Annotated in this window: 21 protein-coding genes; 9 read left to right on the top strand and 12 right to left on the bottom strand. The window is 65.9% G+C overall.

All coding sequences use genetic code 11. From position 1 onward, the window contains the following. Positions 1 to 55: 55 nt before the first annotated feature. The 7 genes from nadA (at position 56) to ACIPPQ_RS03445 (ending at position 10276) form a co-directional block, all read left to right on the top strand. Entirely contained in the window at positions 56 to 1045 is a 990-nt protein-coding gene (nadA, locus tag ACIPPQ_RS03415; protein WP_446542791.1) for a quinolinate synthase NadA, read from the top strand. 129 nt (positions 1046 to 1174) lie between these two features. After that, a complete protein-coding gene (locus ACIPPQ_RS03420) occupies positions 1175 to 2317 on the top strand; it encodes a DUF2853 family protein (RefSeq protein ID WP_446542792.1) in 1143 nt (380 codons plus the stop codon). 1016 nt (positions 2318 to 3333) lie between these two features. Further along, positions 3334 to 3597, top strand: a complete 264-nt coding sequence (locus ACIPPQ_RS03425) for a GlsB/YeaQ/YmgE family stress response membrane protein (protein ID WP_137871287.1) — start codon at positions 3334 to 3336, stop codon at positions 3595 to 3597. Between the two features lie 121 nt (positions 3598 to 3718). Continuing rightward, on the top strand, positions 3719 to 3988 hold the full coding sequence (locus tag ACIPPQ_RS03430) for a GlsB/YeaQ/YmgE family stress response membrane protein (RefSeq protein WP_037555525.1): 270 nt from the start codon (positions 3719 to 3721) through the stop codon (positions 3986 to 3988). 318 nt (positions 3989 to 4306) lie between these two features. After that, positions 4307 to 5485, top strand: coding sequence for an efflux RND transporter periplasmic adaptor subunit (locus tag ACIPPQ_RS03435; RefSeq protein WP_446542793.1), 1179 nt, complete (start codon positions 4307 to 4309; stop codon positions 5483 to 5485). A gap of 38 nt (positions 5486 to 5523) precedes the next feature. Continuing rightward, positions 5524 to 8940 (top strand): efflux RND transporter permease subunit, encoded by a 3417-nt coding sequence (locus ACIPPQ_RS03440; RefSeq protein WP_446542794.1) that lies wholly within the window; start codon positions 5524 to 5526, stop codon positions 8938 to 8940. A 70-nt stretch (positions 8941 to 9010) separates the two neighbouring features. Next, a complete protein-coding gene (locus tag ACIPPQ_RS03445; protein WP_446542795.1) occupies positions 9011 to 10276 on the top strand; it encodes a DUF445 domain-containing protein in 1266 nt (421 codons plus the stop codon). On the opposite strand, the gene ACIPPQ_RS03450 is transcribed toward ACIPPQ_RS03445, so the two are convergent. Further along, positions 10273 to 11064, bottom strand: a complete 792-nt coding sequence (locus tag ACIPPQ_RS03450) for an SDR family NAD(P)-dependent oxidoreductase (protein WP_446542796.1) — start codon at positions 11062 to 11064, stop codon at positions 10273 to 10275. The genes ACIPPQ_RS03445 and ACIPPQ_RS03450 overlap by 4 nt on opposite strands. A gap of 46 nt (positions 11065 to 11110) precedes the next feature. On the opposite strand from ACIPPQ_RS03450, the gene pepN reads away from it, so the two are divergent. Beyond that, the gene (gene pepN / locus ACIPPQ_RS03455) at positions 11111 to 13711 is read left to right on the top strand and encodes an aminopeptidase N (RefSeq protein ID WP_446542797.1); all 2601 of its coding nucleotides are present in this window, start codon (positions 11111 to 11113) and stop codon (positions 13709 to 13711) included. A gap of 6 nt (positions 13712 to 13717) precedes the next feature. Here the strand turns inward: pepN and ACIPPQ_RS03460 are convergent, their stop codons facing one another. From ACIPPQ_RS03460 to ACIPPQ_RS03480, 5 genes are all read right to left on the bottom strand, one after another. Further along, positions 13718 to 14038 (bottom strand): DMT family transporter, encoded by a 321-nt coding sequence (locus ACIPPQ_RS03460; RefSeq protein WP_446542798.1) that lies wholly within the window; start codon positions 14036 to 14038, stop codon positions 13718 to 13720. 136 nt (positions 14039 to 14174) lie between these two features. After that, positions 14175 to 14774: an ABC-type transport auxiliary lipoprotein family protein gene (locus tag ACIPPQ_RS03465; protein ID WP_446542799.1), complete on the bottom strand. Its 600-nt coding sequence runs from the start codon at positions 14772 to 14774 to the stop codon at positions 14175 to 14177. 11 nt (positions 14775 to 14785) lie between these two features. Then, entirely contained in the window at positions 14786 to 15727 is a 942-nt protein-coding gene (locus ACIPPQ_RS03470; protein ID WP_446542800.1) for an MlaD family protein, read from the bottom strand. Further along, a complete protein-coding gene (locus ACIPPQ_RS03475) occupies positions 15727 to 16593 on the bottom strand; it encodes an ABC transporter ATP-binding protein (RefSeq protein ID WP_446542801.1) in 867 nt (288 codons plus the stop codon). Before ACIPPQ_RS03475 ends, ACIPPQ_RS03470 begins: the two co-directional genes overlap by 1 nt. After that, a complete protein-coding gene (locus tag ACIPPQ_RS03480; protein WP_446542802.1) occupies positions 16593 to 17699 on the bottom strand; it encodes an ABC transporter permease in 1107 nt (368 codons plus the stop codon). The genes ACIPPQ_RS03475 and ACIPPQ_RS03480 overlap by 1 nt, the downstream gene beginning before the upstream one ends. 101 nt (positions 17700 to 17800) lie before the next feature. Between ACIPPQ_RS03480 and ACIPPQ_RS03485 the strand changes: the two genes are divergently transcribed. After that, positions 17801 to 18526, top strand: a complete 726-nt coding sequence (locus ACIPPQ_RS03485; protein ID WP_446543105.1) for an HAD family hydrolase — start codon at positions 17801 to 17803, stop codon at positions 18524 to 18526. Here ACIPPQ_RS03485 and ACIPPQ_RS03490 read toward each other — a convergent pair. The 6 genes from ACIPPQ_RS03490 to lgt all read right to left on the bottom strand — a co-directional run bounded on the left by ACIPPQ_RS03490 (position 18523) and on the right by lgt (position 24402). Continuing rightward, complete coding sequence (locus tag ACIPPQ_RS03490) at positions 18523 to 19815, bottom strand: cystathionine gamma-synthase family protein (protein ID WP_446542803.1); 1293 nt, start codon at positions 19813 to 19815, stop codon at positions 18523 to 18525. The genes ACIPPQ_RS03485 and ACIPPQ_RS03490 overlap by 4 nt on opposite strands. A gap of 78 nt (positions 19816 to 19893) precedes the next feature. Further along, entirely contained in the window at positions 19894 to 21177 is a 1284-nt protein-coding gene (locus ACIPPQ_RS03495) for an MFS transporter (RefSeq protein ID WP_446542804.1), read from the bottom strand. A gap of 19 nt (positions 21178 to 21196) precedes the next feature. Next, positions 21197 to 21958 carry a peptidoglycan editing factor PgeF gene (pgeF, locus tag ACIPPQ_RS03500; RefSeq protein WP_446542805.1) on the bottom strand — a complete coding sequence of 254 codons (762 nt, stop codon included), beginning with the start codon at positions 21956 to 21958 and terminating at the stop codon, positions 21197 to 21199. Beyond that, positions 21955 to 22473 (bottom strand): GNAT family N-acetyltransferase, encoded by a 519-nt coding sequence (locus tag ACIPPQ_RS03505; protein WP_446542806.1) that lies wholly within the window; start codon positions 22471 to 22473, stop codon positions 21955 to 21957. The genes pgeF and ACIPPQ_RS03505 overlap by 4 nt, the downstream gene beginning before the upstream one ends. Further along, positions 22470 to 23534, bottom strand: a complete 1065-nt coding sequence (locus ACIPPQ_RS03510) for a class I SAM-dependent methyltransferase (protein ID WP_446542807.1) — start codon at positions 23532 to 23534, stop codon at positions 22470 to 22472. Before ACIPPQ_RS03510 ends, ACIPPQ_RS03505 begins: the two co-directional genes overlap by 4 nt. Further along, entirely contained in the window at positions 23527 to 24402 is an 876-nt protein-coding gene (gene lgt, locus ACIPPQ_RS03515) for a prolipoprotein diacylglyceryl transferase (RefSeq protein WP_446542808.1), read from the bottom strand. The genes ACIPPQ_RS03510 and lgt overlap by 8 nt, the downstream gene beginning before the upstream one ends. Between the last annotated feature and the right edge of the window lie 39 nt (positions 24403 to 24441).

A 24441-nucleotide genomic window follows, 5' to 3' on the forward strand; every position in this document is an offset into this window, starting at 1 on the left:
CCGCGGGCGGCGGTGTAGGGGGTGCGCCAAGGCAAAAGCCATATAAGGAAACGCCATGACTGCTCCCGTTCGCGAGAATCTCTCGGGCCTCGACCTGCGCGCCGAAATCGAGCGCCTCCGCAAGGAGCGCAACGCCGTCATCCTTGCGCATTATTACCAGAAGCCCGAGATTCAGGATCTCGCCGATTTCGTCGGCGATTCGCTCGAACTGTCGCGCAAGGCGGCCGACACCGACGCCGATGTCATCGCCTTTTGCGGCGTCAAGTTCATGGCCGAGACCGCAAAGATCCTCAGCCCCGAAAAGACCGTCATCCTGCCCGACATGGACGCGGGCTGCAGCCTCGAGGACAGCTGCCCGCCCGAACAGTTCAAACGCTTCCGCGAGGCGCACCCGAACCATATCGCGCTGACCTACATCAATTGCTCGGCCGCGGTGAAGGCGCTCTCCGACATCATCGTCACCTCGTCGAGCGCCGAGACGATCATCAGCCAGATTCCCGAGGACCAGCCGATCATCTTCGGCCCCGACCGCCATCTCGGCGGCTATCTCAACCGCAAGTTCGGGCGCGAGATGCTGCTGTGGCCCGGCGTGTGCATCGTGCACGAGGCGTTCAGTGAAACCGAGCTCCTGAAGCTCAAGGCGCAGCATCCGGGCGCTCCCGTCGCCGCGCACCCCGAATGCCCGCCGCACATCGTCGACCATGCCGACTATGTCGGGTCGACCAGCGGCATCCTGCAATTCGCGAAAAGCTTCCCCGGCGACACGCTGATCGTCGCGACCGAGCCGCACATCATCCACCAGATGGAGCTTGCGCTGCCCGAGAAGAATTTCATCGGCGCGCCCGGCGCGGACGGCAACTGCAACTGCAACATCTGCCCCTATATGGCGCTCAACACGATGGAGAAACTCTATCTCGCGCTGCGCGACCTCAAGCCGCAGATCGAGATGGAGGAGGGGCTTCGCCTCGCCGCGCGCAAGAGCCTCGACCGGATGCTGGAGATGGCGTCGGGGACGGTCGGCAAGGGCGATCTCGGCAAGCGATAAGTCCCGATATCCGGCCCGCGATGTTGCATTTGCGGAAAATGATATAAGTTCCGCCTCCTAAGGCGCGAGTCTCGCCCCCCGTGCGAGCGTCTGACGGCGAATTCTTGCGTCTGGCAGGAGGATAATCGCATGGCAGAAGATTGGCTGGCGGATGTCAGGAAATATGTCGCGGACGCCGACGAGGCGGTGGTGTCGGCGATCGTCAAATATCTGGGCATCGCACTTCGAAATCGCGATTCCTCGCTTGTCTCCTTTACCGACAAGAAGGAAACCGACCGCGTTCGCGAGAATTTCCTCAAGAAGAAGCTGGGGCTGACCGATGACGATGCGACGCTCGACGCGGCGATCGCGAATGTCGGCGAACAGATGAAGGGCGACCGGACCAAGAACCGCGTCACCGTCTATTATCTCCTCGCGCGGCATTTCGGCCTGCTCACGCTGTTCGGCGGCGCTGCGGGCGCGGTCGGCGGCGCCGGTGCGGCCGCAGCGATGGCGGCCATCGGCGGTACCGACGGCGATGCTCCCAAGGACGATCCGGGCGCATCCGCCGCCCCGCTTGCGGCGGCGGGCCTCGCCGGGGCTTCCGCGGCGGCGCCCGCGGCCGCAGCGCCTCCACCGGCGGCCGCGCCCGTGGACCCGGCGCCCGCTGCGGCGAGTCCGCAACAGGCCTATTCGGGCGGCACCGGCGATATCGGCAGCAGCGGCGACAGTGGCGGCGGCATGGGCTGGCTCGGTTGGCTGCTTCTCGCCCTCGTTCTCGCCGCGCTGCTCTTCTTCGGCCTGCGCTATTGCTCGAAACAGGACGCTGCGGTCGCGCCGGCCACCGACGACACGGCGATCAGCGAGACTATAGCGCCGGGCGATGGCACCGTCGATACGACCGGCGCGACCGGCACGGCCACCGCGGCGGCGATCCCCGCGGGCGCGGGCGTCGTCGCGGCGGACCGCGAGGGCAAGCCGATGCTCACCGTCTATTTCGACACGGGCAAATCGGAGGTGTCGAACGACCTGAAGACCGCGGCATCGTCGGTGAAGGCCTATCTCGACGCCAACCCGGCCGCGACGCTCGCGGTCTCGGGCTATAACGACCCGACGGGCAATGCGGCCGCCAACGCCGAACTGTCGAAGAACCGCGCGCAGAGCGTCAAGGCGGCGCTCGAGAAGCTCGGCTTCGCGGCCGATCGGGTCGTGCTGGAAAAACCCGCCGAGGCGACGACGACGGGCACCGACAATTCGGCGGCGCGCCGGGTCGAGGTGACCGTGAAGGGTTGATCGTCCTTCGACCCTTGTGAAAAGGAGCGGGGCCTGCGGGTCCCGCTTTTTTTTTGGGCCGGGCGCCGAGTCGCGACTCGCGGAGCCGATCGGCTGATGCGATTCGGTCTGAAACCGAATCCGAAAATGCTGCACTGCTGTTACAAAAATGCTGCGGCGAATCCGCTTGTTGCTAATGCCGGACTTATCCACAAGCGGGGGCGGTTCGCGGCCGCTTTTCGCTCCTTTTTTGTTGGCGGGTCCGAAGCTTCATGTCAGCTTCAAATCATCGGACGACAGAGACGACAAACCACCGGGACATCAAGGGTAGTTGCAAGACTAGCCAGAAGAGAACGGACGGATTGACGAGGAAATCGACCGATAGCCTGGTCACGGAACGCAGCGATTCCCACGAGTTGATGCGGACCCGATCGGGTACAGGAAATGCAGTCCATCGCTTGGACAGCGACTGCTTCGGCGGACGCAAGAAGAGATGATGAAGGGCTTTCCAGGTGCGGCCGGCCCCCGAAAGGGGGCCGACCAAACCGTCGCCGGATTGTTCCGGCGTGCGCCGCGACGCATCGTTTTGCGGGCCGCTGATCGCAAGAAAAGCGGAACGGGATGAGGTGGAGCGAAGTACGTGGGGCAAAGCCGGATAGTGGGGGTTGGCAGCGATGCCGGCCCCCATTTCGTATGCGCGTTCGGTATATGGCTTGTCGCCGCGCGGCCGAAGCTCCCCACCGCGTCCTGACGCGGCCCGTCGCCACATTTCCCCTTGCCCATTTATTTTCGCGGCCGTGCGTTTCGTCACAACAGCGTCAAACGCGGCTGCTTAATCGCAAAATTGCGACCCGGAGACGTTCCCGATCAGGAACCGATCCCACTTTCCCGGCCGAGCCCGCGCGGGCCGGCCGGGAACCTTTCCCGCCCGGGCCGCATTCCTGTGTCATCGTTGAAACGATGTCCGGGCGCGACCGGACGTTCATATGATCGCCGGGTGTCGGCGTTTGCCCGGCCGCTTCAGGGAAGGGAAAATCATGGGTTTGATCATCACTTTGATCGTCGGCGGCATCATCGGCTGGCTGGCCAGCATCGTCATGCGCACCGATGCGCAGCAGGGGATTATCCTCAACGTCGTCGTCGGGATCGTCGGCGCGTTCCTCGGCAATTTCCTCGGCAGCTTTTTCGGCATGGGGGCCAGCCTCGATACGTTCAGCCCGGTCGGGCTGCTGTGGGCCTTTATCGGCGCGGTGGTGCTGCTCGGCATCATCAACCTCGTCCGGCGCGGCAGCGTCCGCTGAACCGGCAGGCGGCGGGGCGTCATGGCGCCGCCGCCATTCCGCTAGGCGATATCAAATATTTGGGTTACCAACGTGATGCCTGCAAGGTCAGGCGCCAACACCGATCGTAGGGGGTCATCTTATGACTTGGATTATTGCTATCATCATGGGCGGCATCATCGGCTGGCTCGCCAGCATCGTGATGCGCACCGACGCGCAGCAGGGTATCTTCCTCAACATCATCGTCGGCTGCATCGGCTCCATCCTCGGACGCTTCCTTTTCGGCAGCTTCCTCGGCGGTGGCCATTTGCGGGGCGACGCCTTTGACCCGATGACCTTGCTGACCGCCTTCATCGGCGCGGTGATCCTGCTCGGGATCGTCAACCTCGTCCGGCGCGGTCGCGTTCGCTGACCGCCGCCAGCTGACAGTCGCTCCTACGGGATCGGCGCAAAGACAAAGGGTGGCCGCCCCTGGGGCGCGCCGCCCTTTTTCATGTCCGTAACAACTGGAAATCGCACGCAGATACGCCTATGGCCCGCCGTCCGGGGCGCGGGGAGTGGGCGAAGTTTCGCCTCTTGCCAGTGGTGGTTTAATTAGGTAATACACCTCGTGCAGGATCGATCCTGTCGTGCGGGGTGAAGGGGGATGGGCGCTGTCGTGCCTGCCGTACCGGAAGCCGCGCAAGTCAGGGAGGGAATCGGCGTGAACTACGAGCGGAAAGTGGATTCGATGGACAGCCTGGCGGGCACGCAGAGCTATTATGAAGAGGCGGACAGCCGCCGGAACCGGACGCGGCTGATCGTCGCGCTGGTGCTGATCGCGCTTGCGCTCGCGGCGACATGGTACGCCTTCAGCTCGAGCAAGGGCGGCGCAGCCGGCGGCGAGGGCGCTGCGGGCGGACCCGGCGCTGCCAGCATTCCCAACATCACGGTCGTCGTCCCCGGCCGCCAGTCGGTCGAAGCGACGATCTCGACCAACGGCACGATCGCGGCGCGCCGCGAAATGCCCGTCGGCGTCGCCGGCGAGGGCGGTCAGGTCGTCCGCGTGCTCGTCGAGCCCGGCCAGTGGGTCAATGCCGGCCAGCCGCTCGCGATCATCGACCGCTCGGTCCAGGCGCAGCAGGCGGCCAGCCTCGCCGCCTCGATCCGCGTCGCGCAGGCCGATGCCGATCTGGCGCAGGCCGAACTCGAACGCGCGCAGGCGCTGGTCGGCCGCGGCTTCATTTCAAAGGCCGACATGGACCGCAAGCGCGCGACCCGCGACGCCGCCAACGCGCGCGTCCGCGTCGCGCAGGCGCAACATGCCGAGGCGCAGGCGCGCAACGGCCGCCTCAACATCGTCGCCCCGGCGGCGGGCCTGGTGCTCACGCGCCAGGTGGAGACCGGCCAGATCGTCGGCGCGGGCAGCGGCGTGCTGTTCCGCATGGCGCGCGGCGGCGAGATGGAAATGATGGCGCAGATGGCCGAGGCCGACCTCCAGCGCGTCCGCGTCGGCACGCGCGCGACGGTCAACCCCGTCGGCACCAATGTGCAGATCGCGGGACAGGTGTGGCAGGTGTCGCCGGTGGTCAATCCCGACACGCGGCAGGGCATGGTGCGCATCGCGGTCCCGTACAGCGCGGCGCTCCGTCCCGGCGGCTTCGCCGATGCGCGCCTCGTCGCGGGCACCGAACAGGCGCCGATGCTTCCCGAAAGCGCGGTGCAGAGCGGTCCCGAAGGCAATTTCGTGCTGATCGTCGACAACAAGAACCAGATCCAGCGCCGTCTGGTCAAGGTCGGTACCGTGACCGACGATGGCGTGTCGATTGCGTCGGGGCTCGACGGCACCGAACGCGTCGTCGTGCTCGCGGGCGCCTTCCTCAACCCCGGCGACAAGGTGAAGCCGGTGGTCCAGAAATCGTCGCAATAAGGCAATCCGGGCCGGTCCCGCACAAAGGCGTCTGAATCATGAGCTTCCGCAACATCTCCGCCTGGTGCATCCGCAATCCGGTGCCGCCGATCGTCATGTTCGTGCTGCTGTTGCTGGCGGGTATCGTCAGCTTCAACCGGATGGACGTCAACGACAATCCGGACATCGAATTCCCCGCGGTACAGGTGATCGTCGCGCAGCCCGGCGCGGCGCCGTCGGAGCTTGAAACGCAGGTGACCCAGCGTGTCGAGGCGGCGGTGCGCGGGGTCAGCGGCGTCGACGAAATGTCGTCCTATGTCGGCGAAGGCAACAGCCGCACGATGGTGCAGTTCGCGATCGGAACCCCGATCGACCGCGCCTATAACGACGTCAACCAGGCGATTTCGCAGATCCGCAGCGACCTGCCCGACGGCATTCTCGAACCGCAGGTGGTGCGCGTCGATATTGCGGGCGGCCCGATCACCTATTTCGCGGTCGAGGCGTCGGACATGACGCTCGAACAGCTGTCGTGGTTCGTCGACAACAGCGTCGCCAAGGAATTGCTCTCGATCCCCGGCATGAGCCAGGTGCGCCGCTCGGGCGGTGTCGACCGCGAAATCCGCGTGATCCTCGATCCGGCACGGATGCAAAGCTATGGCCTGACCGCCAGCCAGGTGAACCAGCAGCTGCGGCAGACGAACGTCAACGCCGCTGGCGGGCGCACCGAAATCGCCGGGTCCGAACAGGCGGTGCGCGTGCTCGGCAACGCCGCCAACGCGTTCCAGCTCGGCGAAACGCGCCTGTCGATCGGCAACGGCCGCACCATTCGCCTGTCGGATATCGCGAAGGTCACCGACGGTTATGCCGAACAGCGCAACCTTGCGAAGATCAAGGGGCGGCAGGTGCTCAGCTTCTCGATCGAGAAGGCGAAAGGCGCGTCGGACGTCACGATCCACGACGAGACGATGAAGAAGCTCGAGGAGATCAAGAAGAACAACCCCAAGGTCGACTTCAAGATCCTCTTCACGCGCACCGAATATACCAAGGAACAATATCGCAGCTCGATGCTCGCGATGATCGAGGGCGCGGTGCTCGCGGTCGTCGTCGTCTTCCTGTTCCTGCGCGACTGGCGCGCGACGCTGATCAGCGCGCTGGCGATCCCGCTGTCGGCGATCCCGACCTTCTGGTTCATGGACCTGATGGGCTTCTCGCTGAACAGCCTGTCGCTGCTCGCGCTCAGCCTCGTCGCCGGCGTGCTCGTCGACGATGCGATCGTCGAGATCGAGAATATCGTCAGACATATGCGCATGGGCAAGACCGCCTATCAGGCGTCGATCGACGCCGCCGACGAAATCGGCCTCGCGGTCGTCGCCACGACGATGTCGATCGTCGCGGTCTTCCTCCCCGTCGCCCTGATGCCGGGCGTGTCGGGCCAGTTCTTCATCCAGTTCGGCATGACCGTCGTCTTTGCGGTGCTCGTCAGCCTCGCGGTCGCGCGCATGATCACGCCGATGATCGCCGCCTATTTCCTGTCGGCGCAGGGCGAGCAGGACCATGCGTCGGGGCCGTGGGTCGACCGTTATGAAAAGGTGCTCGCCTGGACGCTCGACAGCACGAAGCATCAGGCGGTGCGCGGGCGTTACGAAGCGGCGCCGACGAAGCTGGCCTATCTGGGCGTGCCACTTGTGCTCGGCGGACTCTATGTCCTGTTCGCCATCTTCAACTATTTCCAGCCGGTCCCGGCGGGGCAGGACGGTCCCAATCCGGCGCTCTACTTCCTGCTGCAGACGCCGTTCACCGCGCTCTTCGTTTTCCTCGGGGCAAGCCTTGTCGCGATCCTCCTCGGCGCGCTCGCGCATGTGTTGGGCATGCGCCAGTGGGCGTACACGCATTGGGCGAAGTTCATGGTGCAGCGCGCCTACGCCCGCCTGTTCGACCATCGCGTGTGGATCGTCGGTATCGGCTTCCTCGCTTTCGCGTCGAGCATCCTCTTGTTCATGGTCCTGCCGCAGCAGTTCCAGCCGACGATCAACAGCGATTACAGCCAGGTGCGTTATGAGCTGCCGCCGGGTTCGACGCTGGCGCAGAGCGAGGAAATTGTCCGGCAGATCGGCGCGATCCTCGACAACAGCCCGGTCGTTGAAACGGCATTCTACGACGTCAATGTCGGTGGCGGGAACGCCTTCATCACGCTCAAGAAAGAGCGCCCGATGAGCAGTGTCGAATGGGAACGCAGCCTGCAACCGAAGCTGGCGGCAATCCCCGATGCGCGCGTGTCGTTCCAGAGCCAGTCGGGCGGCTTCTCGGGCCGCGACATCACGATGGTCATCGGCGGCGACGACCCGGTCGCGCTCGAAAAGCACGCGCGCCTGATCGTCGAGCAGATGGGCGGGGTGAAGGAACTGCGCGCGCCGCGGATCGAGGGCGACATTCCGCGCCCCGAAATCATCGTCAACCCGCGGATGGACCTCGCCGCCGAACTCGGCGTGACGACAGCATCGCTCAGCCAGACGATCCGCATCGCGACCTTGGGTGACATCGATCAGAATGCGGCGAAATTCTCGCTCTCGGATCGCCAGATCCCGATCCGCGTGCTGCTGTCCGAAGATTCGCGCCGCAGCCTCGCGACGATCGAGAATCTGCCGGTGCCGACGTCGCGCGGAACCACGGTGCCGCTGAAATCGGTCGCCGAAATCGGCTTCGGCGCCGGGCCGACCGAATTGCGCCGCTATAACCAGACGCGGCGCATCGTGATCGGCGCCGACCTCGCCCCGGGCCTCGTTACGGGCGAAGCGCAGAAAAAGATCGATGCGCTGCCCGCGGTCAAGAATATGCCGCAGGGTATCCGCAAGGTCATCCAGGGCGACGCCAAGTGGCAAGCCGAACTGATCACCAACTTCATGATCGCGGTCGTGTCGGGGCTGATGCTCGTCTTCTCGACGCTCGTGCTCCTCTACCGCCGCTTCCTGTCGCCGCTGGTCAACATGTCGTCGCTGCTGCTCGCGCCGCTCGGCGGCCTGCTCGGCCTCGCGGTCACCGGCATGGAAATCTCGATGCCCGTCTACATCGGCCTCCTGATGCTGCTCGGCATCGTGGCGAAGAACTCGATTCTGCTCGTCGATTTCGCGATCGAGGAGATGGATCATGGCGTCGGCAAGATGGAGGCGCTGCTCGACGCCGGGCGCAAGCGCGCGCAGCCGATCGTGATGACGACCGTCGCGATGGTCGCGGGCATGGTGCCGACGGCGATCTCGCTGTCGGGCGACGGGGCGTGGCGCGCGCCGATGGGCGTCGTCGTGATCGGCGGCCTGATCCTGTCGACGCTGCTCACCTTGCTGATCGTCCCCGCGGGCTTCAGCCTCGCCGACAGCATCGAAAAGCGCCTCGGCCGCTTCTTCTCGCGCAACCTTCTGACCTACAAGAAGGGCGACGACAGCAAGCCGCACGGGCAGATCGCTCCGGAACCGGCGGAGTAAAGGGGATCGGCCGGCGCGGTAAGCCACTGCGCCGGTTGCAACCTTTGCGGCATTTCGCCATTTGGTGTGCATGACGGACCGTACGCTTCACCGCCCGATTGGCGTCGCCATTCCGGCGAAAGGGTCGAATATCCGCGTCGTCGCGACGGGCCTGCTCGTCGTCATGGCGTTTGTCTTCATCGGCGCCAAATATTTTCAGGACGTCCATCCGGCGATCGGTTTCGTTCGCGCCTTTGCCGAGGCGGCGATGGTCGGCGGGCTTGCCGACTGGTTTGCGGTGACCGCGCTGTTTCGCCACCCGATGGGGCTGCCCATTCCCCATACGGCCATCGTCCCGCGCAACAAGAACCGCATCGGCGACACGCTCGCGCGCTTCCTGCTCACCAACTTCCTGCTGCCGGGCCTGATCGCGCGCAAGATGCAGACGGTCGATGTCGCGGGTGCGGTCGGCAAATTCCTGTCCGAACCCGGCGAGGGCGGCGGGCGGCTGCGGCTCGGCGCGTCGCGGATCATCGCCGACGGGCTCGGCGCGCTCGACCAGCAACGCCTCGGCGGCATGGTCAAATCGGCGATCGCCGACCGCCTGCGCGAACTCGACGTCGCGCCGCTGCTCGGCCAGGCGCTGCAAGCCGCGCTCGCCGAGGGGCGGCACCAGCCCTTGCTCGACGCGATGGTCAAATGGGGGTCGAAGACGCTCGAACTCAACGAGCATCTGATCCACCAGATGGTGCACGACAATAGCAACGCGATCGTGCGCTTCACCGGGCTCGACGAAAGCATTTCGAACCGCATCGTCGCGGGGCTGTCGAAGCTGCTCAGCGAAATGGCGGTCGACGAGACGCACCCGCTGCGCATCCGCGTCGAGGAAGGGCTCGCCAAGATGGCGCTCGACCTCCAGCACGACCCGGAGGTGAAGGCGAAGGTCGCGAAGGTGCGCGACGAACTGCTCGAAAACAAGGCGGTGAAGCGCTGGCTCGACGGATTGTGGGAACAGGGGCGCACCGCGCTGCTCAAGGCCGCGCGCAACCCCGATACGATGCTCGCGGGGCGGATCGGCGAACTCGTCACCCAGTTCGGTGCGATGCTCGGCGAGGATGCGGGGATCAAGCGCACGCTCAACCGCTATGCGCGCCGCGCGGTCGTCGGCGTCGTCGACAGCTATGGCGAGACCGCGCTCAAGCTCGTCTCGGACACGATCCGCGGCTGGGACGCGAAGACGATCACCGACCGGCTCGAAAATGCGGTCGGCGACGACCTGCAATATATCCGCATCAACGGCACGCTCGTCGGCGGCCTCGTCGGCGTGCTGATCCACACGGTCGATGTTCTGATCTAGCCGCTCGCCGCCAACCCCTCGCGAAAACTCGGATAGCGCGGATTCCAGCCAAGCAGGCGCTTCGCCTTGCCGTTCGCGACGCGGCGGTTTTCGGCATAGAAGGCGCGCGCGGCGGGCGACAGGCCGGCCTCGTCGAGGGATTGTAGCGGCGGCAGCGGAGCACCGAGCATCGCGCAGCCCCATTCGACGAGCCGGTTCTGATGGCAGGGCTCGTCGTCGGCGAGATTGTAGACCCCTGCCGGACCCCGGAACGAGGCGATGACGCCGCCCGCGATGTCATCGACATGGACGCGGCTGAAAACTTGTTCGGCCAAGTCGATCCGGTGCGCGCGGCCCTCGGATATGCGATCGAGGATCGACCGGCCCGGGCCATAGATGCCGGGGAGGCGGAAGATGCGAATATCGCCGCGCAGGCATTCCCAAGCGGCGTCGGCGGCGTTGCGGTCGGGACGGCGGCCTTTGACCGGCGCGCTTTCGTCGACCCACGCGCCTTCCGCGTCGCCATAGACGCCCGTCGATGAGAGATAGCCGGTCCATGTGGCGGGGGCGAGGGCGATCGCATCGTCATAGCGGGCGAGCACCGGATCGGCGCCCCCGGCGGGCGGCACCGACGACAGGATATGCGTGGCGCCGCGCAGCGCCGCGAGTACCGCGGCGTCGTCGGCAAAGGCGATGCTGCCCGTGCGTCCGTCGCGTGTCGTTCCCGCGACCTCCCAGCCGCGCGCGCGCAGCCGGTCGGCGAGGTGGCTCGCGGCATAACCCATTCCGAAAATCAGCATCTGTCCCATCGCGCGCCTTATTGCGCGTCGGCGGCGCTGTGCCTAGATCGATCGCATGACCGACGCCTCTTCAACGCCCGCCGTTCCCGTCACCATCCATCGCGGCGATTACCGCCCGCCCGAATGGCAGGTTCCCGACATCGCGCTCGATTTCGCGCTGGGGGTCGACGAAACCAGGGTCGGCGCGGCGTTATCGGTCGTGCGTGATGCCGATGCGCCAGTGCCGCTGACGCTGCGCGGCGACGGGCTGACCCCGGCGGCTGTGCGCGTCGATGGCGAAGTATGGAACGACTGGCGCATGGACGGCAGCGACCTGATCGTCGACCTTGGCGAGCGGACCGCGGCGACGGTCGAGGTCGATACGGTCATCAACCCGGCGACGAACACGCAATTGATGGGCCTCTACGCGTCGAACGGCATGCTCTGCACCCAGTGCGAGGCCGAGGGCTTCCGCCGCATCACCTTCCACCCCGACCGGCCCGACGTGCTGAGCCGCTACAAGGTGCGGATGGAAGGCGACAAGGCGCAGTTCCCGATCCTGTTGTCGAACGGCAATTGTATCGAGCAGGGCGAAGGGGCGGGCGGCGCGCACTGGGCGCTATGGGAAGATCCATGGCCGAAGCCCTCCTATCTGTTCGCGCTCGTCGCGGGCGACCTTGTCGTCAACAAGGACAGCTTCACGACGATGTCGGGGCGCGAGGTCGAACTGGGCATCTGGGTCCGGGGCGGCGACGAGGGGCGCACAGGCCATGCGATGCAGGCGCTGAAGGACAGCATGGCGTGGGACGAGCGCGTCTATGGCCGCGAATATGACCTCGACCTGTTCAACATCGTCGCGGTCAGCGATTTCAACATGGGGGCGATGGAGAATAAGGGGCTCAACGTCTTCAACACGCGTTACATCCTCGCCGACCCCGATACGGCGACCGACGTCGATTATGACGGGGTCGAGGGCGTCGTCGCGCACGAATATTTCCATAACTGGTCGGGCAATCGCGTGACCTGCCGCGACTGGTTCCAGCTCAGCCTGAAGGAAGGCTTCACCGTCTTTCGCGACCAGAATTTCTCGGCCGACATGGGATCTCCCCCGGTCAAGCGGATCGAGGACGTCCGCCTGCTTCGCGCCGCGCAGTTTCCGGAGGACGCCGGGCCGCTCGCGCACCCGATCCGCCCCGACAGTTTCCAGGAAATCTCGAACTTCTACACCGCGACCATCTATAACAAGGGCGCCGAGATCATCCGCATGATGGCGACGATGGTTGGCCCCGAACGCTTCCGCAAAGGCACCGACCTCTATTTCGATCGCCACGATGGCGAGGCGGCGACGTGCGAGGATTTTGTGCGCGCGATCGAGGACGGCGCGGGCATCGACCTGACGCAGTTCCGCCTGTGGTACGGTCAGGCAGGCACGCCGCGCATCACTGCGCGGATCGACACCGACGCGGCGACGGGCGAGCGCATGCTCCACCTGACACAGGCCGTCCCGCCGACGCCGGGCCAGCCCGACAAGGCGCCGATGCTGATCCCGCTGCGGATCAAGGCCTATGACCTCGACGGCGGCCATGGCGAAGAGGCCGAGCAGCTCGTGCTGCTGGACGCTGCCGAAATGACGGTGCCGCTCGGTCATTATCGCAGCCGCCCGATGCTTTCGATCAACCGCGGCTTTTCGGCGCCGGTGATCGTCGATTTCGCGCGCGTGGAGGGCGAACTCGCCTGGCTCGCCGCGCACGATGACGACCCCTTTGCGCGCTATGAAGCGCTGCAACAGCTGATGCTCGACACGCTGGTCGCGGCGGTTGCCGGCAAGACGGCCGACAATGGCGCGGTGATCGAGGCAGTGGCGCAGACGCTGGCGGGCCGCGAGAGCGACCCCGCCTTCGTCGCCGAGGCGGTGCTGCTGCCGAGCGAAGCCTTCATCGGCGACCAGATGGTCACCGTCGATCCCGACGCGATCCGGCGCGAGCGGCTCGCGCTGCAGGCGGCGATCGGCGCCGCGCTCGATGCCGAGTGGCGGGCGGTCCTTGCCGGGCACGCCCCGCCGGCGACCGATCTGTCGCGCGAAGCCAAGGGTGGCCGCCGCCTGCGCGGCGTCGCGCTGGCCTATCTCGCGGCAACCGGGGCGGACGACGCCCCTGCGCTGGCATTCCGCATCTTCTCCGACGCCGACGGGATGACCGAACGGCAGGCCGCGCTGGCGACGCTTGCGCACGGCGACAGCGACGAACGCGTGGCCGCGCTCGACATTTTTTATCAGCGCTATCGCGACAATCCGCTCGTGCTCGACAAATGGTTCCAGGTGCAGGCCTGGTCGCTGCGCCCCGATACCGCCGATGCGGTGAAGGAACTGGCGCAGCACGCCGATTTCACACTCGCGAACCCCAACCGCGTACGCTCGCTCTATGGTGCGCTGACGGGCAATCAGGCGGCGTTCCACCGCGCCGATGGCGCGGGCTACCGGCTGATCGCCGACCTTGTCATCGCGCTCGATCCGAAGAACCCGCAAACCGCGGCGAAGATGATCCCGCCGCTCGGCCGCTGGAAACGGTTCGACGAAGAGCGCGCCGCGATGATGAAGGCCGAACTGGCGCGCATCCTCGCGCAGCCCGGCCTGTCGCGCGACGTGACCGAGCAGGCATCGAAGAGCCTGCTCGGGTAAGGCGCCTCAGGTCGTCGAGAACAGCTTGGTCCCGGCGACGCCGATAACGATCAGTGCCATGAAGCCGATCTGGACGGCGTTCACCTTCTCGCCGAACCAGAAGATGCCGCCGATGATCACCCCGACCGCGCCGAGCCCGGTCCATATCGCATAGGCGGTCCCGGCCGAGATGCCGCGCATCGCAAAGGCGAGCAGCGCCATGTTGAGGAAGCTCAGCGAAACGGGAACGATCGAGGCCTGCCATGTGCCGATCGTCGCAGCCCATTTCAGGCTCAGCGCCCAGATGATTTCGGTAACAACGGCGATCGCGAGGATAACCCACGCCATAGGACGGTCCTTTCAAGTCGGCGGGCTCGAAAGGAAGTGCGCGGCCGGAAACCCGGAAGAGGCGGCGCATCGATGGGTGATGTGCCGCGGCCCTTAGGCGGCCCCGATTGAAATGGCAACCTCGGTGCGGGCGGGTTCAGCCGCCCAGCCAGCCGGTCACGTCGCCTGCAACCTTGTTCGCGGCGCGGGTCAGCGCCTCGCCGACGGGTTTCGCCTCGACCTTGCCGCCGATCGCCTCGCGCGCCTCGAAGCGGCGCTGCGTCACGGTTTTGCCGCCTGCGGCCACCAGCATCGCCTGATAGACGACGACCGCTTCGTTCGTGCGTGCATCGACGCCGAACTCCATCAACTGGCCCGCGAGCTGTTCGCCCGGCGCGGTCAGATATTGCCCCTCGTCGAGCACGACGCGCGAGGTCCGTGCCGACACGGTTTCGGACACGAGCCGCTGGAACAGGCGCGAAGGCGCCTCGACCCACTGCGCGTCCTTGACGTAGGCGACGCTCGCCTCGTCCTGTTGCACCGGGATCCGCGTCGTGCGCAGCTTTTGCGGCGCGGTGGGAATCAGGATCGTCAGCGTCGCGGCCTCGGCTGCGGTGCGCGCTCCTCCGGCGGGCGGCGCCGCGTCGGCATCGAGCGTGAGCAGGAAGGGCGGGGTCTTGCCCCCAAGGCCGATGCAGCCCGACAGCGAGATGGCGGCGACGGCGACGAGCAGCGGGGCGCGGAGGCGGCGGATCATGGCGTGGGTCCTCATTTCTTGTAATCGGGCAGCTGGCTGCCGCCGAGCACGGCACCGGCGCCCTGCTGGTCGAGCTTGTCGGTCAGGCTGGACAGCGAGGCGGAGGTGCGGCGCAGGTCGCGGATCAGCGCATTGGCTTCGGGGATCGTCGTTTCGCTGAAGGTCTTGAGACCCGGCCGTGCGTCGGAAATGGCCGATTCCAGCGTTGCCATCGACGCGTTCGCGGACTTCAGCGTATCGCGCAAATTCGCCATCGCCGGGTCGACGTTGCGGTCGATCGTGCCTTGCGCCGACGCGGCCAGATTGCCGATCTGCTCGGCGGCGACCCCCGTCTGCTGGATCGCGATGCGCGTGTCCGCCAGTGCCTTCTCGATCGCCGGGCCGTTGCGGGCGAGAATCGCGGTCGACGCCTCGACATTGTTGAGGATGCCGCGGATGCTCGCCTGATTCTCGTCGTCGGCCAGTTCGGCGAGGCGCTCGCTCAGCGTCGAGAGACGCTGGAGCAATTGCGGTGCAGTGTTGAGCAGTTCGCCGAGCCCGCCGACGCGTGTCGGGATGACTGGCTTGCCCGCGGGCCCCTTGTCGGCGATCGGCGGCGCGCCCTTGACCGCGCCGTCGAGCGAGATTTGCGACACGCCGGTGAAGCCGACGCCCTCGAGCGCCGCGGTCGTGCCCTGTAGCACGGGGACGCCTTCGTTGACCTCGATGCGCACGCGCACGAACTGCGGGTCGTCGGGCCACAGCGCGATCTCGCGGACCTGCCCCGATGGCACGCCCGAAAATTGCACCTGCGCGCCCTTGTTCAGGCCGTCGACCGACTGTTTGAAGAAGATGTCATATTCGCGCTTCTCACCGCCGCTGTCGTTCGCCAGCCAGACGACGAAAAAGGCGAGCGCCGCGGTGAAGAAGAGGACGAAAGCGCCGACGAGCACATTGTTCGACCGTGTTTCCATCAGCTTTTCCTATCCTGCCGCTCCAGCGCGATATTGCAGTTTGCAGCCGCGCGCCCGCGGGGTCCGTTGAAATAATCCTGTATCCACGGATGCTCGGTGGCAAGCAATTCGGGGATGGTACCGACCGCGATCACCTTCTTTTCGGCGAGCACCGCGACGCGGTCGCACGTGGCATAGAGCGTATCGAGGTCGTGCGTGATCAGGAAAACGGTCAGCCCCATCGTGTCGGCGAGCCCGCGCAGCAGCTCGTCGAACTTCGCGGCGCCGATCGGGTCGAGCCCCGCGGTCGGTTCGTCGAGAAAGAGCAGAGCGGGGTCGAGCGCGAGCGCGCGCGCAAGCCCGGCGCGCTTGACCATGCCGCCCGACAGTTCGGCGGGATATTTGGGCCCCGCGTCGGAGGGCAGGCCGACCATCTGGACCTTGTACGCCGCGATTTCGTCGAGCAAGCGCTGGTCGAGCCGCGGATAATATTCGCGCAAGGGGACCTGGATATTCTCGGCGACGCTCAGCGTCGAGAAGAGCGCGCCACCCTGGAACATCACGCCCCAGCGGCGGCGCAGGTCGCGCGATTCCTCTTCGTCGGCGATCGTGTCGAGCGTCTTGCCATAGACCTCGATTTCGCCCGCCGCAGGCGTCTGGAGCCCGATGATCGAGCGCATCAGCACCGACTTGCCGGTCCCCGATCCGCCGACGACGCCAAGGATTTCGCCCGAGCGGACCGTGAGGTCGAGGCCGTCGTGGATCACCGCGTCGCCGAACTGGTTGCGGAGGCCGCGAATGCTAATGGCCTCGTCGAACTTTTCGGGGCGCACCGCGTCGGCGGCCGCTAGCTCTTCCTTGATTTCCTGTTCGATCTCTTCGCTCATCAATTCCACCCCAGCGAAGAGAAGAAGACGGCGAACATCGCGTCGAGGACGATGACGAGGAAGATCGCGGCGACCACCGCCGATGTCGTCCGCTTACCGACCTCTTCGGCGTTCTGGCGAACCTGCATGCCTTCGTAACATCCGGTCACGCCGATCAATATGCCGAACACCGGCGCCTTGATCAGCATGATCCAGAAATCGGTCATCGGGATGATTTCGCGCAGCCGCTGGATATAGGTGAGCGGCGGGATATCGAGCCCGATCCAGCAGAAAACGCCGCCGCCCGCGATCGCGCACAGGCTGGCGTAAAAGCCGAGCAAAGGCATGGTGATCGTCGACGCGGCGACGCGCGGCAGCACGATGGCCTCCATCGGCGACACGCCGATCGTGCGCATCGCATCGACCTCCTCGGTCAGCTTCATCGTGCCGATCTGCGCCGCAAAGGCCGACCCCGACCGGCCCGCGACCATGATCGCGGTCATCAGCAGCCCGAGTTCGCGGATCGAGGCGCGGCCGACGAGGTTGATCGTGAACACCTCGAGCCCGAATTGTTCGAGCTGCACCGCGCCCTGCTGCGCGATGACGATGCCGATCAGGAAACTCATCAGGCCGATGATCGGGAGCGCGTCGACGCCGACCGCCTGGAAACGCGTGACGACCGCGTTCCAGCGAAGGCGGCGGCGCGCGCGAATCTGGATGCCGAGCGCGACGATCATCGCGCCGAAAAATCCCACAATGCCAAGTAATTCGTGCCAGATGGCGACGCTGGCAGTGCCGACCTGTTCGAGCATGCGTGCCCACATCGGACGGCGGTCGCGGTGGACGCGATATTCGCTCTTGTCGCTCGCCAGCGCGTCGAGCAGGCGCTGCGCTTCCTCGCTCGCGCCAACGACCCTGGAGCCATGTTCGTTGACGGTGCGCGTCACGATCCACGCACCCACGGTGTCGATGCGTTCGAGCGCCGAGAGGTCGAGCGTCGCGATCGGACCGAGCGCGGCGAGCCGCGCGGGGACATCGCCCAGACGCGCCAGCGTCAGACGGCCCGTGAAGCGAACTTCGGCGCCATCGGCGCCATCGCTGTGTTCGAAATCCGCCCGGGCCACCATCGTGCGGAGGACATTGTATTATTTGCCCCGTGACGGCAAGCGAATCCATGGCTGGCATCGCGGGTCTTGGCCACGTCGCGCGGTCACACTATGGGTGGGGGATGGACGAGCCGCTCACCACGACGATCCCCGACTATGCCCATCGCGTCGCCATGTACGACATGGACCGGACGATAACGCGTTCAGGGACTTACAGCGGTTTCCTCATTCATGTCGCGCGGCGGCGCCAGCAATGGCGATTGCTGCTTTTACCGCTCGTCGGACTCGCCGGCGCGGCTTATTCGCTGCGCCTGATCGACCGGTCGCGGCTGAAGGCGATCAACCTCAGGCTCCTCGTCGGCAAACGCTTTCGCCGGACCGAAATCGCGCCGCTGGCCGAAAGCTACGCCGACAAGGTGGTCGCGCGCGGGCTGCATCCCGCCGCGCTCGAACAGATCGCCGCCGACCGCGAGGCGGGATACCGGCTGCTCCTCGCGACCGCATCCTTCCACCTCTATGTCGATGCGATCGCCGAACGGCTGGGCATGGACGACGTCCTCGCGACGCAACTCGACGAACCCGACGGTGCCGATCACATCCATGCGCGCCTCGCCGGCGACAATTGCTATGGCGAGGCGAAGTTTGCACGGATCGACGGCTGGATGGCGGCGAATGATATTACGCGCGATAACGCGCATATCCGCGCTTATTCGGACCATGTCTCCGACCATCCGATGCTGCATTTCGCCGACGAGGCGGTCGCGACCACCCCATCGCGCAAGCTGAAGCTGCTCGCGCCAAAGATGGGGTGGCAGGTTGTCGACTGGCGCGCGCGCCGCGGTCGTTAGACCGCGTCGAGCGCCTGCGCGAAGTCGGCGATCAGATCGTCGGGATCCTCGATCCCGATCGACACGCGCACGAGATTGTCGGTGATGCCGAGCGCTTTCTTGCGCTCTTCGGGGACCGACAGGTGCGTCATCGCCGCCGGATGGCTGGCCAGCGTCTCGGTGCCGCCGAGGCTGACCGCGAGCTTGGCGATCTTCAGCGCATCGAGGAAGCGGAAGCTTTCTTCCTCGCCGCCCTTGATGAAGAGCGAGAAGGTCGACCCGGCGCCGGTGCAGTGGCGATCGAAAATATCCTTCTGGCGCGGATCGCTGATGAAGCCGAGATAGCCGAGCCCTTCGACCTTCGGATGATCGCGAAGGAAAGTGCAGACCTTCAGCGCATTTTCGCCCGCCCGGCTCATGCGCAGTTCGAGCGTTTCGAGGCTGCGCAGCAGCATCCACGCGGTATTGGGGTCGCAGATCGTGCCGATCGTGTTGCGCATCGGGCGGATCAGGTTGAGCAGGTGCTGGTCGCCCGACACGCCGCCAGCGACGAGGTCCGAATGGCCGCCCGCATATTTGGTGAGGCTGTAGACGATAAGTTCGGCGCCCTGGCGGAGCGGCTTTTGCCACAGCGGGCCGAGGAAGGTGTTGTCGATCGCGATCGCGGGCTTTTGCTCGCCGGGGAAGGCGGCATCGCGCGCGGCGCGCACCGCCTCGACATCGACGAGCGCGTTGGTCGGGTTCGCCGGGCTTTCGAGATAGACGAGCGCGACCTTGCCGCCCTTTTCATCGGCGAGTGTCTGCGCCCGGACGAGAATAGCATCGATTTCCTCGCGCGTCGCGCCGGCGGGGAAGTCGACGAAGCTGACGCCGAAGCGCGACAGGATGCGCGCGATCAGCGTCTCGGTCGCGGCATAAAGCGGACCCGAATGGACGATCACGTCATTCTGGCCGACGAGCGCGAGGAGCAGGGTCGCGATCGCCGACATGCCGCTCGAAAAGACGAGGCTGTCGTCGGCGCCGTCCCAGACCGCAAGGCGGTCTTCGAGGATTTCCTGGTTCGGGCCGTTGAAGCGCGAATAGACGAGGCCGTCGGCGGGGCCTTCGCGCTTGCCCGTGATATGCTCGAAGAAGCGCTTGCCCGCCGCGGCGCTTTCGAACGCGAAGGTCGAGGTCAGGAAGATCGGCGGCTTGAGCGAGCCTTCGGACAGCACCGGATCATAGCCGAGTCCCATCATCAGCGTGGCGGGGCTGAGGTCGCGATCGCCGATTTTCTTCGTGTTCGTCTTGGGTTTGCCGCGCATGGCCATGGGGATGCTCCTTGAGGTGTCGGAGCCCTCTATAGCACGCCGGTTTCGTTTGAAACTATATTGCGCGGCGTGCCGACCCTAATCCTCGGTAATCAGGCTGCGCTCCTTCGTTTCGGGAAGCAACAGCGTCGCGACACCGGCCATCGCGATGACGAAGGCGACGTAGAAATAGAAGACGCGCTCGATCCCCGCGTCCTTCAGCGCCAGCGCCACCATTTCAAGCGTGCCCGCGAAAATCGCGTTGCCGATCGCATAGGGCAGCGCGACGCCGAGGCCCCGGATATGCGCGGGGAAGAGTTCGGCCTTCACCAGCGCATTGTTCGCGCTGTAGCCGCTCTGCAGCGTCAGCGGGATCATGATGAGCAGGGTGGCGACGATCGGCGAGGTCACCGTCTCCAGCGTCATGAAGGTCGGCACCGCGACGATCGCGCCGCCGATCCCGAACAGCAGCAGCATCGGCTTGCGCCCGAACCGGTCGGCGAGCGCGCCGAACACCGGTTGCATCGCGGTGAACCAGAGCAGCGCGGCGGCGATGATATAGGTCGCGGTCGCCTTGTCGAAGCCCACCGTGTTGAACAGGAATTTCTGCATGTAGCTGGTGTAGGTATAGGCCGCGAGCCCGCCGCCCGCCGACAGCATGCCGACGAGAATGCTTTCGCGGCGATGCTCCTTCCACAGCAGTTTCGCCGTCGATACCGGCCGGTCGACCGCCTGATTCTCGAACGACGGCGTTTCGGCGAGGTTACGGCGCAGCAGGTACACGCCAAGCGCAAGCAGCGCGCCGATGACGAAGGGAATGCGCCAGCCCCATGCGGTGAGTTCGGCCTCGGTCAGGAAGAATTGCAGCACCACCGCGACGAAGATCGCGCAAAGCTGGCCGCCGCACAGCGTCATATATTGGAAGCTCGCCCAGAAGCCGCGGTTTTCCTTGGGCGCCATTTCGGACAGATAGGTCGCGCTCGCGCCATATTCGCCGCCGAGCGACAGGCCCTGTAACATGCGCGCGATCAGCAAGGTCGCGGGGCCGAGCAGCCCGGCGACCGCGTAGGTCGGTGCGACCGCGATCAGCATCGATCCGCTGAACATCAGCGCGACCGACAGCGACAGCCCCGCCTTGCGCCCGCGCGTGTCGGCGAACCGGCCCATGACCCACGCGCCGATCGGGCGCATGACGAAGCCGACGGCAAAGATCGCCGCCGAGTTCAGAAGCTGTGCGGTGGGGTCGGCCTGCGGGAAAAAGACCGGGGCGAAATAGATGGCGAAGGCGGCATAGGCGAACCAGTCATACCATTCGACGAGGTTGCCCATCGATCCGCCGACAATCGAAACCAGCCGTTTGCGCGGTATCGCGAGCGCCTTCATTCCGTCCCCCTTTTTTGCGCTATTTGAGGCCGATCACCGACAATTGGCGGCCATAGGAATTTTCTCCTTTGTGGCACGCGCGGCGATAGCTGAAATAGTCTTGCCCCTCGGCATAGGTGTCCTGCCCGCCGATGGCAATTCGCGTCACGCCCGCCGCGGCGAGCCGTGCGGCGACATAGGCGGCGATGTCGAACATCGCGTGCCCGGGCTTGCCTGCGGCAAAGAAGCGCTCGTTCGCGGGATCGTCCGCAAGGAAGCGCTCGACGAACGCCTCGTCGACTTCATAGGAGGCGCGGGCGATGCACGGGCCGATCGCGACGGCGATATCGGTGCGGCGCGCGCCAAGGCTTTCCATCGCATCGAGCGTCGCGTCGGTGACCCCGGCCAGCGCGCCCTTCCAGCCCGCATGCGCCGCGCCAACGACGCCGGCCTCGCGGTCGGCGAACAGCACCGGCACGCAGTCGGCGGTCAAAATGCCGAGCAAGAGGCCCGGCACCCGCGTCGCGAGCGCGTCGGCTTCGGGCCGCGCGCCCAAGTCGGTGTCGCCATCGACGATGACGCAGTGGTTGCCATGGACCTGATACACACCGGTCAGCGCCGCGCCCGGAAGCACCGCGTCGGTAACGCGCCGGCGGTTCTCGGCGATCAGTGCGGGGTCGTCGTTCGATCCGAGGCCGCAGTTGAGCGAGGCGAGCTCGCCTGCCGATACGCCGCCGCGGCGACCGAAGAAGCCGTGCGCGACGCCGTCGAGCGACGGGGCGGTGCCGAACGGCGCCGTCACAGGTCGAGCCTGAAGAAACGGTCCTCGTCGATATGGTTGCCGACGCGAAAGGCGTTGCGGCCGACGTCATAGAAGCCGTAGCGGCGATAAAAGGCCTGCGCGCGGCCATTCTCGGTAAAGACCGAGAGATAGAGGATCGCAGCGCGCTCGCGCGCCCAGCCGATGCCCCAGTCCATCAGCGCCGCCGCGACGCCCGTGCCCTTCGCGGCTTCGGCGACATAAAGCTGGTGCAGTTCGGCCGCCTTGTCGGTCGGCTGGTCCGCGGGCAGGTCGAAGTCGAGCGGACCCATCTTGATATAGCCGAGGATCGCGCCCGCAGAGTCTCGCACGACCCCGATATCATGGTCGTCGCTCGCGATCTGTGCGCGCACGCGGTCGGGCGGGTTCCAGCTCGACAGGAAAAGCGCAAGGTCGGCCGGATCATAGATATGGCCGAAGGTGTGCGTGAAGGATGCTTCGGCAAAGGCGGCGATCGCCTCGGCATCGTCGGGCGTCGCCAATTGGACGGCGGTCATGCGGTGTCTCCTGTAAATCCTGCGGGTGCCGGCCAGCCCGGCGCGGTGAAAGCCATCACCTTGAACAAATCGCCCATCGCGCGCGGCTCGACCAGGCGGTCGCGCTGCCCCTTCAATTCGTCGGCGCGGGCCGGTGCCGCGGCAGCGAGCGATTGCAATCGCGCGTCGATACCGAGCCTTTGCAGCCAGTCGCCCTGCGTCGTCAGCGGGCTGACGGACACGCGCGCATTTTGCGCGGCTTCGGCGAGCGCGGTGAAGTCGACATGCGCGGTCAGGTCGACTTCGCCGGGGTCGGCGAAGGGGTCGACGAAGCGGTGCGCCTTCACCGCCTGCAATGTGTCGCCCGCGGCGGGGCCGGCATAGCCATAGTCGATCGCAAGCATCGCGCCGCCCTGCCGCGCGAGGCGAAAGGCGCAGCGCTGCATGATCGCCGCCGAAACCGGCGTCGTTTCAACGATCGTCGCTTCGGGCTTGTCGCGCAGCACCGCCGGTACGGCGTCGTCGGCGGGCACACTGCCCGCGACCGGCGCCAGTGCGCCGCCCTGGCGTTCGACCATGCGCTCGCGCCAGCCATCGGTGGTGCGGACATATTGGTGGATCGGCAATGCGTCGAAAAATTCGTTCGCGACGATGATCAGCGGCGCGTCGCCGGGCAGCGCATCGACCTCGTCATGATGCTCGGCGGCGGGCAGGCGCGTCAGCTGGGCGGCGCGCAGCGTCGGGCTGGTCTCGACCAAGTCGATGCCGGCCGGCGTGCAGCCGAAGCGCGCCATGGTGCGCAGCGCATCGGCGGCGAGCGTGCCGCGACCGGGGCCAAGCTCGACATAGCGAAAGGCGGGGCTGCCCGCGCGCGACCAGAGGTCGGCGATCCAGACGCCGACCATCTCGCCGAACATCTGGCTGATTTCGGGCGCCGTCGTGAAATCGCCCGCGGCGCCGAGCGGGTCGCGTGTCGCATAATAATGGCCGTTCGCCGCCGCCATATAGTCGGCGATCGTCGTCGGCCGCGCCGCCGCGATTTCGTTTATCAGCTCGTCGGGGCTTGGCGGTCCGTCACGCAACGCTGTCGAGTCCGGCCACCGGCTCGATCCGCTTGCGGCGACCCTTTGCGGTGGCGACGAGCCAGAAGCCGATCAGCAGCATCGGCACGGTCAGCGTCTGGCCCATCGTGAGCCCCCACGACAGCGTGCCGAGCTGGACGTCGGGTTCGCGCACGAATTCGACCGCAAAGCGGCTGAGGCCATAGATGATCGCCGCCATGCCGAAGAGGAAGCCGGGCTTGTAGCGGGCGTCGGTGCGCCAGAAGAAAAAGGCGAGGATCGCCATCATCACAATCCCTTCGAGCCCGGCTTCGTAAAGCTGGCTCGGGTGGCGCGGGTCCATCGTGCCGCTGTCCGGAAAGATGATCGCCCAAGGTACGTCGGTCTTGCGGCCCCACAGCTCGCCGTTCACGAAATTGGCGAGGCGCCCGAAGAAGAGGCCGAAGGGGACGACGCACGCGACATAGTCGCAGAAACGCAGGAAGCTGAGCTTTTCCTTCTTCGTCACATACCAGATCGCGACCAGCACGCCGATCACGCCGCCGTGGAGCGACATGCCGCCGTCCCACAATTTGAAGATTTCGAGCGGCTTCTGGAGATAGTTGCCGAGGTTGTAGAACAATACATAGCCGAGGCGGCCGCCGAGGATGATCCCGAGCATCGCATAGAAGATCATGTCGTCGGCGTGGCGCCGCGCCATCGGCGCGCCGGGCTGCGCGATCAGCTTCAGCAGATACCAGTAGCCGACGAAAATCCCGGCGAGATAGGCGAGCGCGTACCAGCGGATGGGGAGGCCGAAGACGCTGAACGCGATCTCGCTGTTCTCGCCCATCAACTCGTGGAAGTTCACATATTGCGTTGCTTCGGCTAAGGTTGCAAAAAGAAACATATCGTCGCGCTGTCCTTCCCCAGGAGAGGCCTCCCCATA

The sequence above is a fragment of the Sphingopyxis sp. LARHCG72 genome (assembly GCF_052871675.1).

Bases quoted from the DNA above. Each gene is read 5' to 3' on its own strand.
- nadA (WP_446542791.1), top strand. From the start codon at position 56: ATGACTGCTCCCGTTCGCGAGAATCTCTCGGGCCTCGACCTGCGCGCC.
- ACIPPQ_RS03420 (WP_446542792.1), top strand. From the start codon at position 1,175: ATGGCAGAAGATTGGCTGGCGGATGTCAGGAAATATGTCGCGGACGCC.
- ACIPPQ_RS03425 (WP_137871287.1), top strand. From the start codon at position 3,334: ATGGGTTTGATCATCACTTTGATCGTCGGCGGCATCATCGGCTGGCTG.
- ACIPPQ_RS03430 (WP_037555525.1), top strand. From the start codon at position 3,719: ATGACTTGGATTATTGCTATCATCATGGGCGGCATCATCGGCTGGCTC.
- ACIPPQ_RS03435 (WP_446542793.1), top strand. From the start codon at position 4,307: ATGGACAGCCTGGCGGGCACGCAGAGCTATTATGAAGAGGCGGACAGC.
- ACIPPQ_RS03440 (WP_446542794.1), top strand. From the start codon at position 5,524: ATGAGCTTCCGCAACATCTCCGCCTGGTGCATCCGCAATCCGGTGCCG.
- ACIPPQ_RS03445 (WP_446542795.1), top strand. From the start codon at position 9,011: ATGACGGACCGTACGCTTCACCGCCCGATTGGCGTCGCCATTCCGGCG.
- ACIPPQ_RS03450 (WP_446542796.1), bottom strand. From the start codon at position 11,064: ATGGGACAGATGCTGATTTTCGGAATGGGTTATGCCGCGAGCCACCTC.
- pepN (WP_446542797.1), top strand. From the start codon at position 11,111: ATGACCGACGCCTCTTCAACGCCCGCCGTTCCCGTCACCATCCATCGC.
- ACIPPQ_RS03460 (WP_446542798.1), bottom strand. From the start codon at position 14,038: ATGGCGTGGGTTATCCTCGCGATCGCCGTTGTTACCGAAATCATCTGG.
- ACIPPQ_RS03465 (WP_446542799.1), bottom strand. From the start codon at position 14,774: ATGATCCGCCGCCTCCGCGCCCCGCTGCTCGTCGCCGTCGCCGCCATC.
- ACIPPQ_RS03470 (WP_446542800.1), bottom strand. From the start codon at position 15,727: ATGGAAACACGGTCGAACAATGTGCTCGTCGGCGCTTTCGTCCTCTTC.
- ACIPPQ_RS03475 (WP_446542801.1), bottom strand. From the start codon at position 16,593: ATGAGCGAAGAGATCGAACAGGAAATCAAGGAAGAGCTAGCGGCCGCC.
- ACIPPQ_RS03480 (WP_446542802.1), bottom strand. From the start codon at position 17,699: ATGGTGGCCCGGGCGGATTTCGAACACAGCGATGGCGCCGATGGCGCC.
- ACIPPQ_RS03485 (WP_446543105.1), top strand. From the start codon at position 17,801: ATGGACGAGCCGCTCACCACGACGATCCCCGACTATGCCCATCGCGTC.
- ACIPPQ_RS03490 (WP_446542803.1), bottom strand. From the start codon at position 19,815: ATGGCCATGCGCGGCAAACCCAAGACGAACACGAAGAAAATCGGCGAT.
- ACIPPQ_RS03495 (WP_446542804.1), bottom strand. From the start codon at position 21,177: ATGAAGGCGCTCGCGATACCGCGCAAACGGCTGGTTTCGATTGTCGGC.
- ACIPPQ_RS03505 (WP_446542806.1), bottom strand. From the start codon at position 22,473: ATGACCGCCGTCCAATTGGCGACGCCCGACGATGCCGAGGCGATCGCC.
- lgt (WP_446542808.1), bottom strand. From the start codon at position 24,402: ATGTTTCTTTTTGCAACCTTAGCCGAAGCAACGCAATATGTGAACTTC.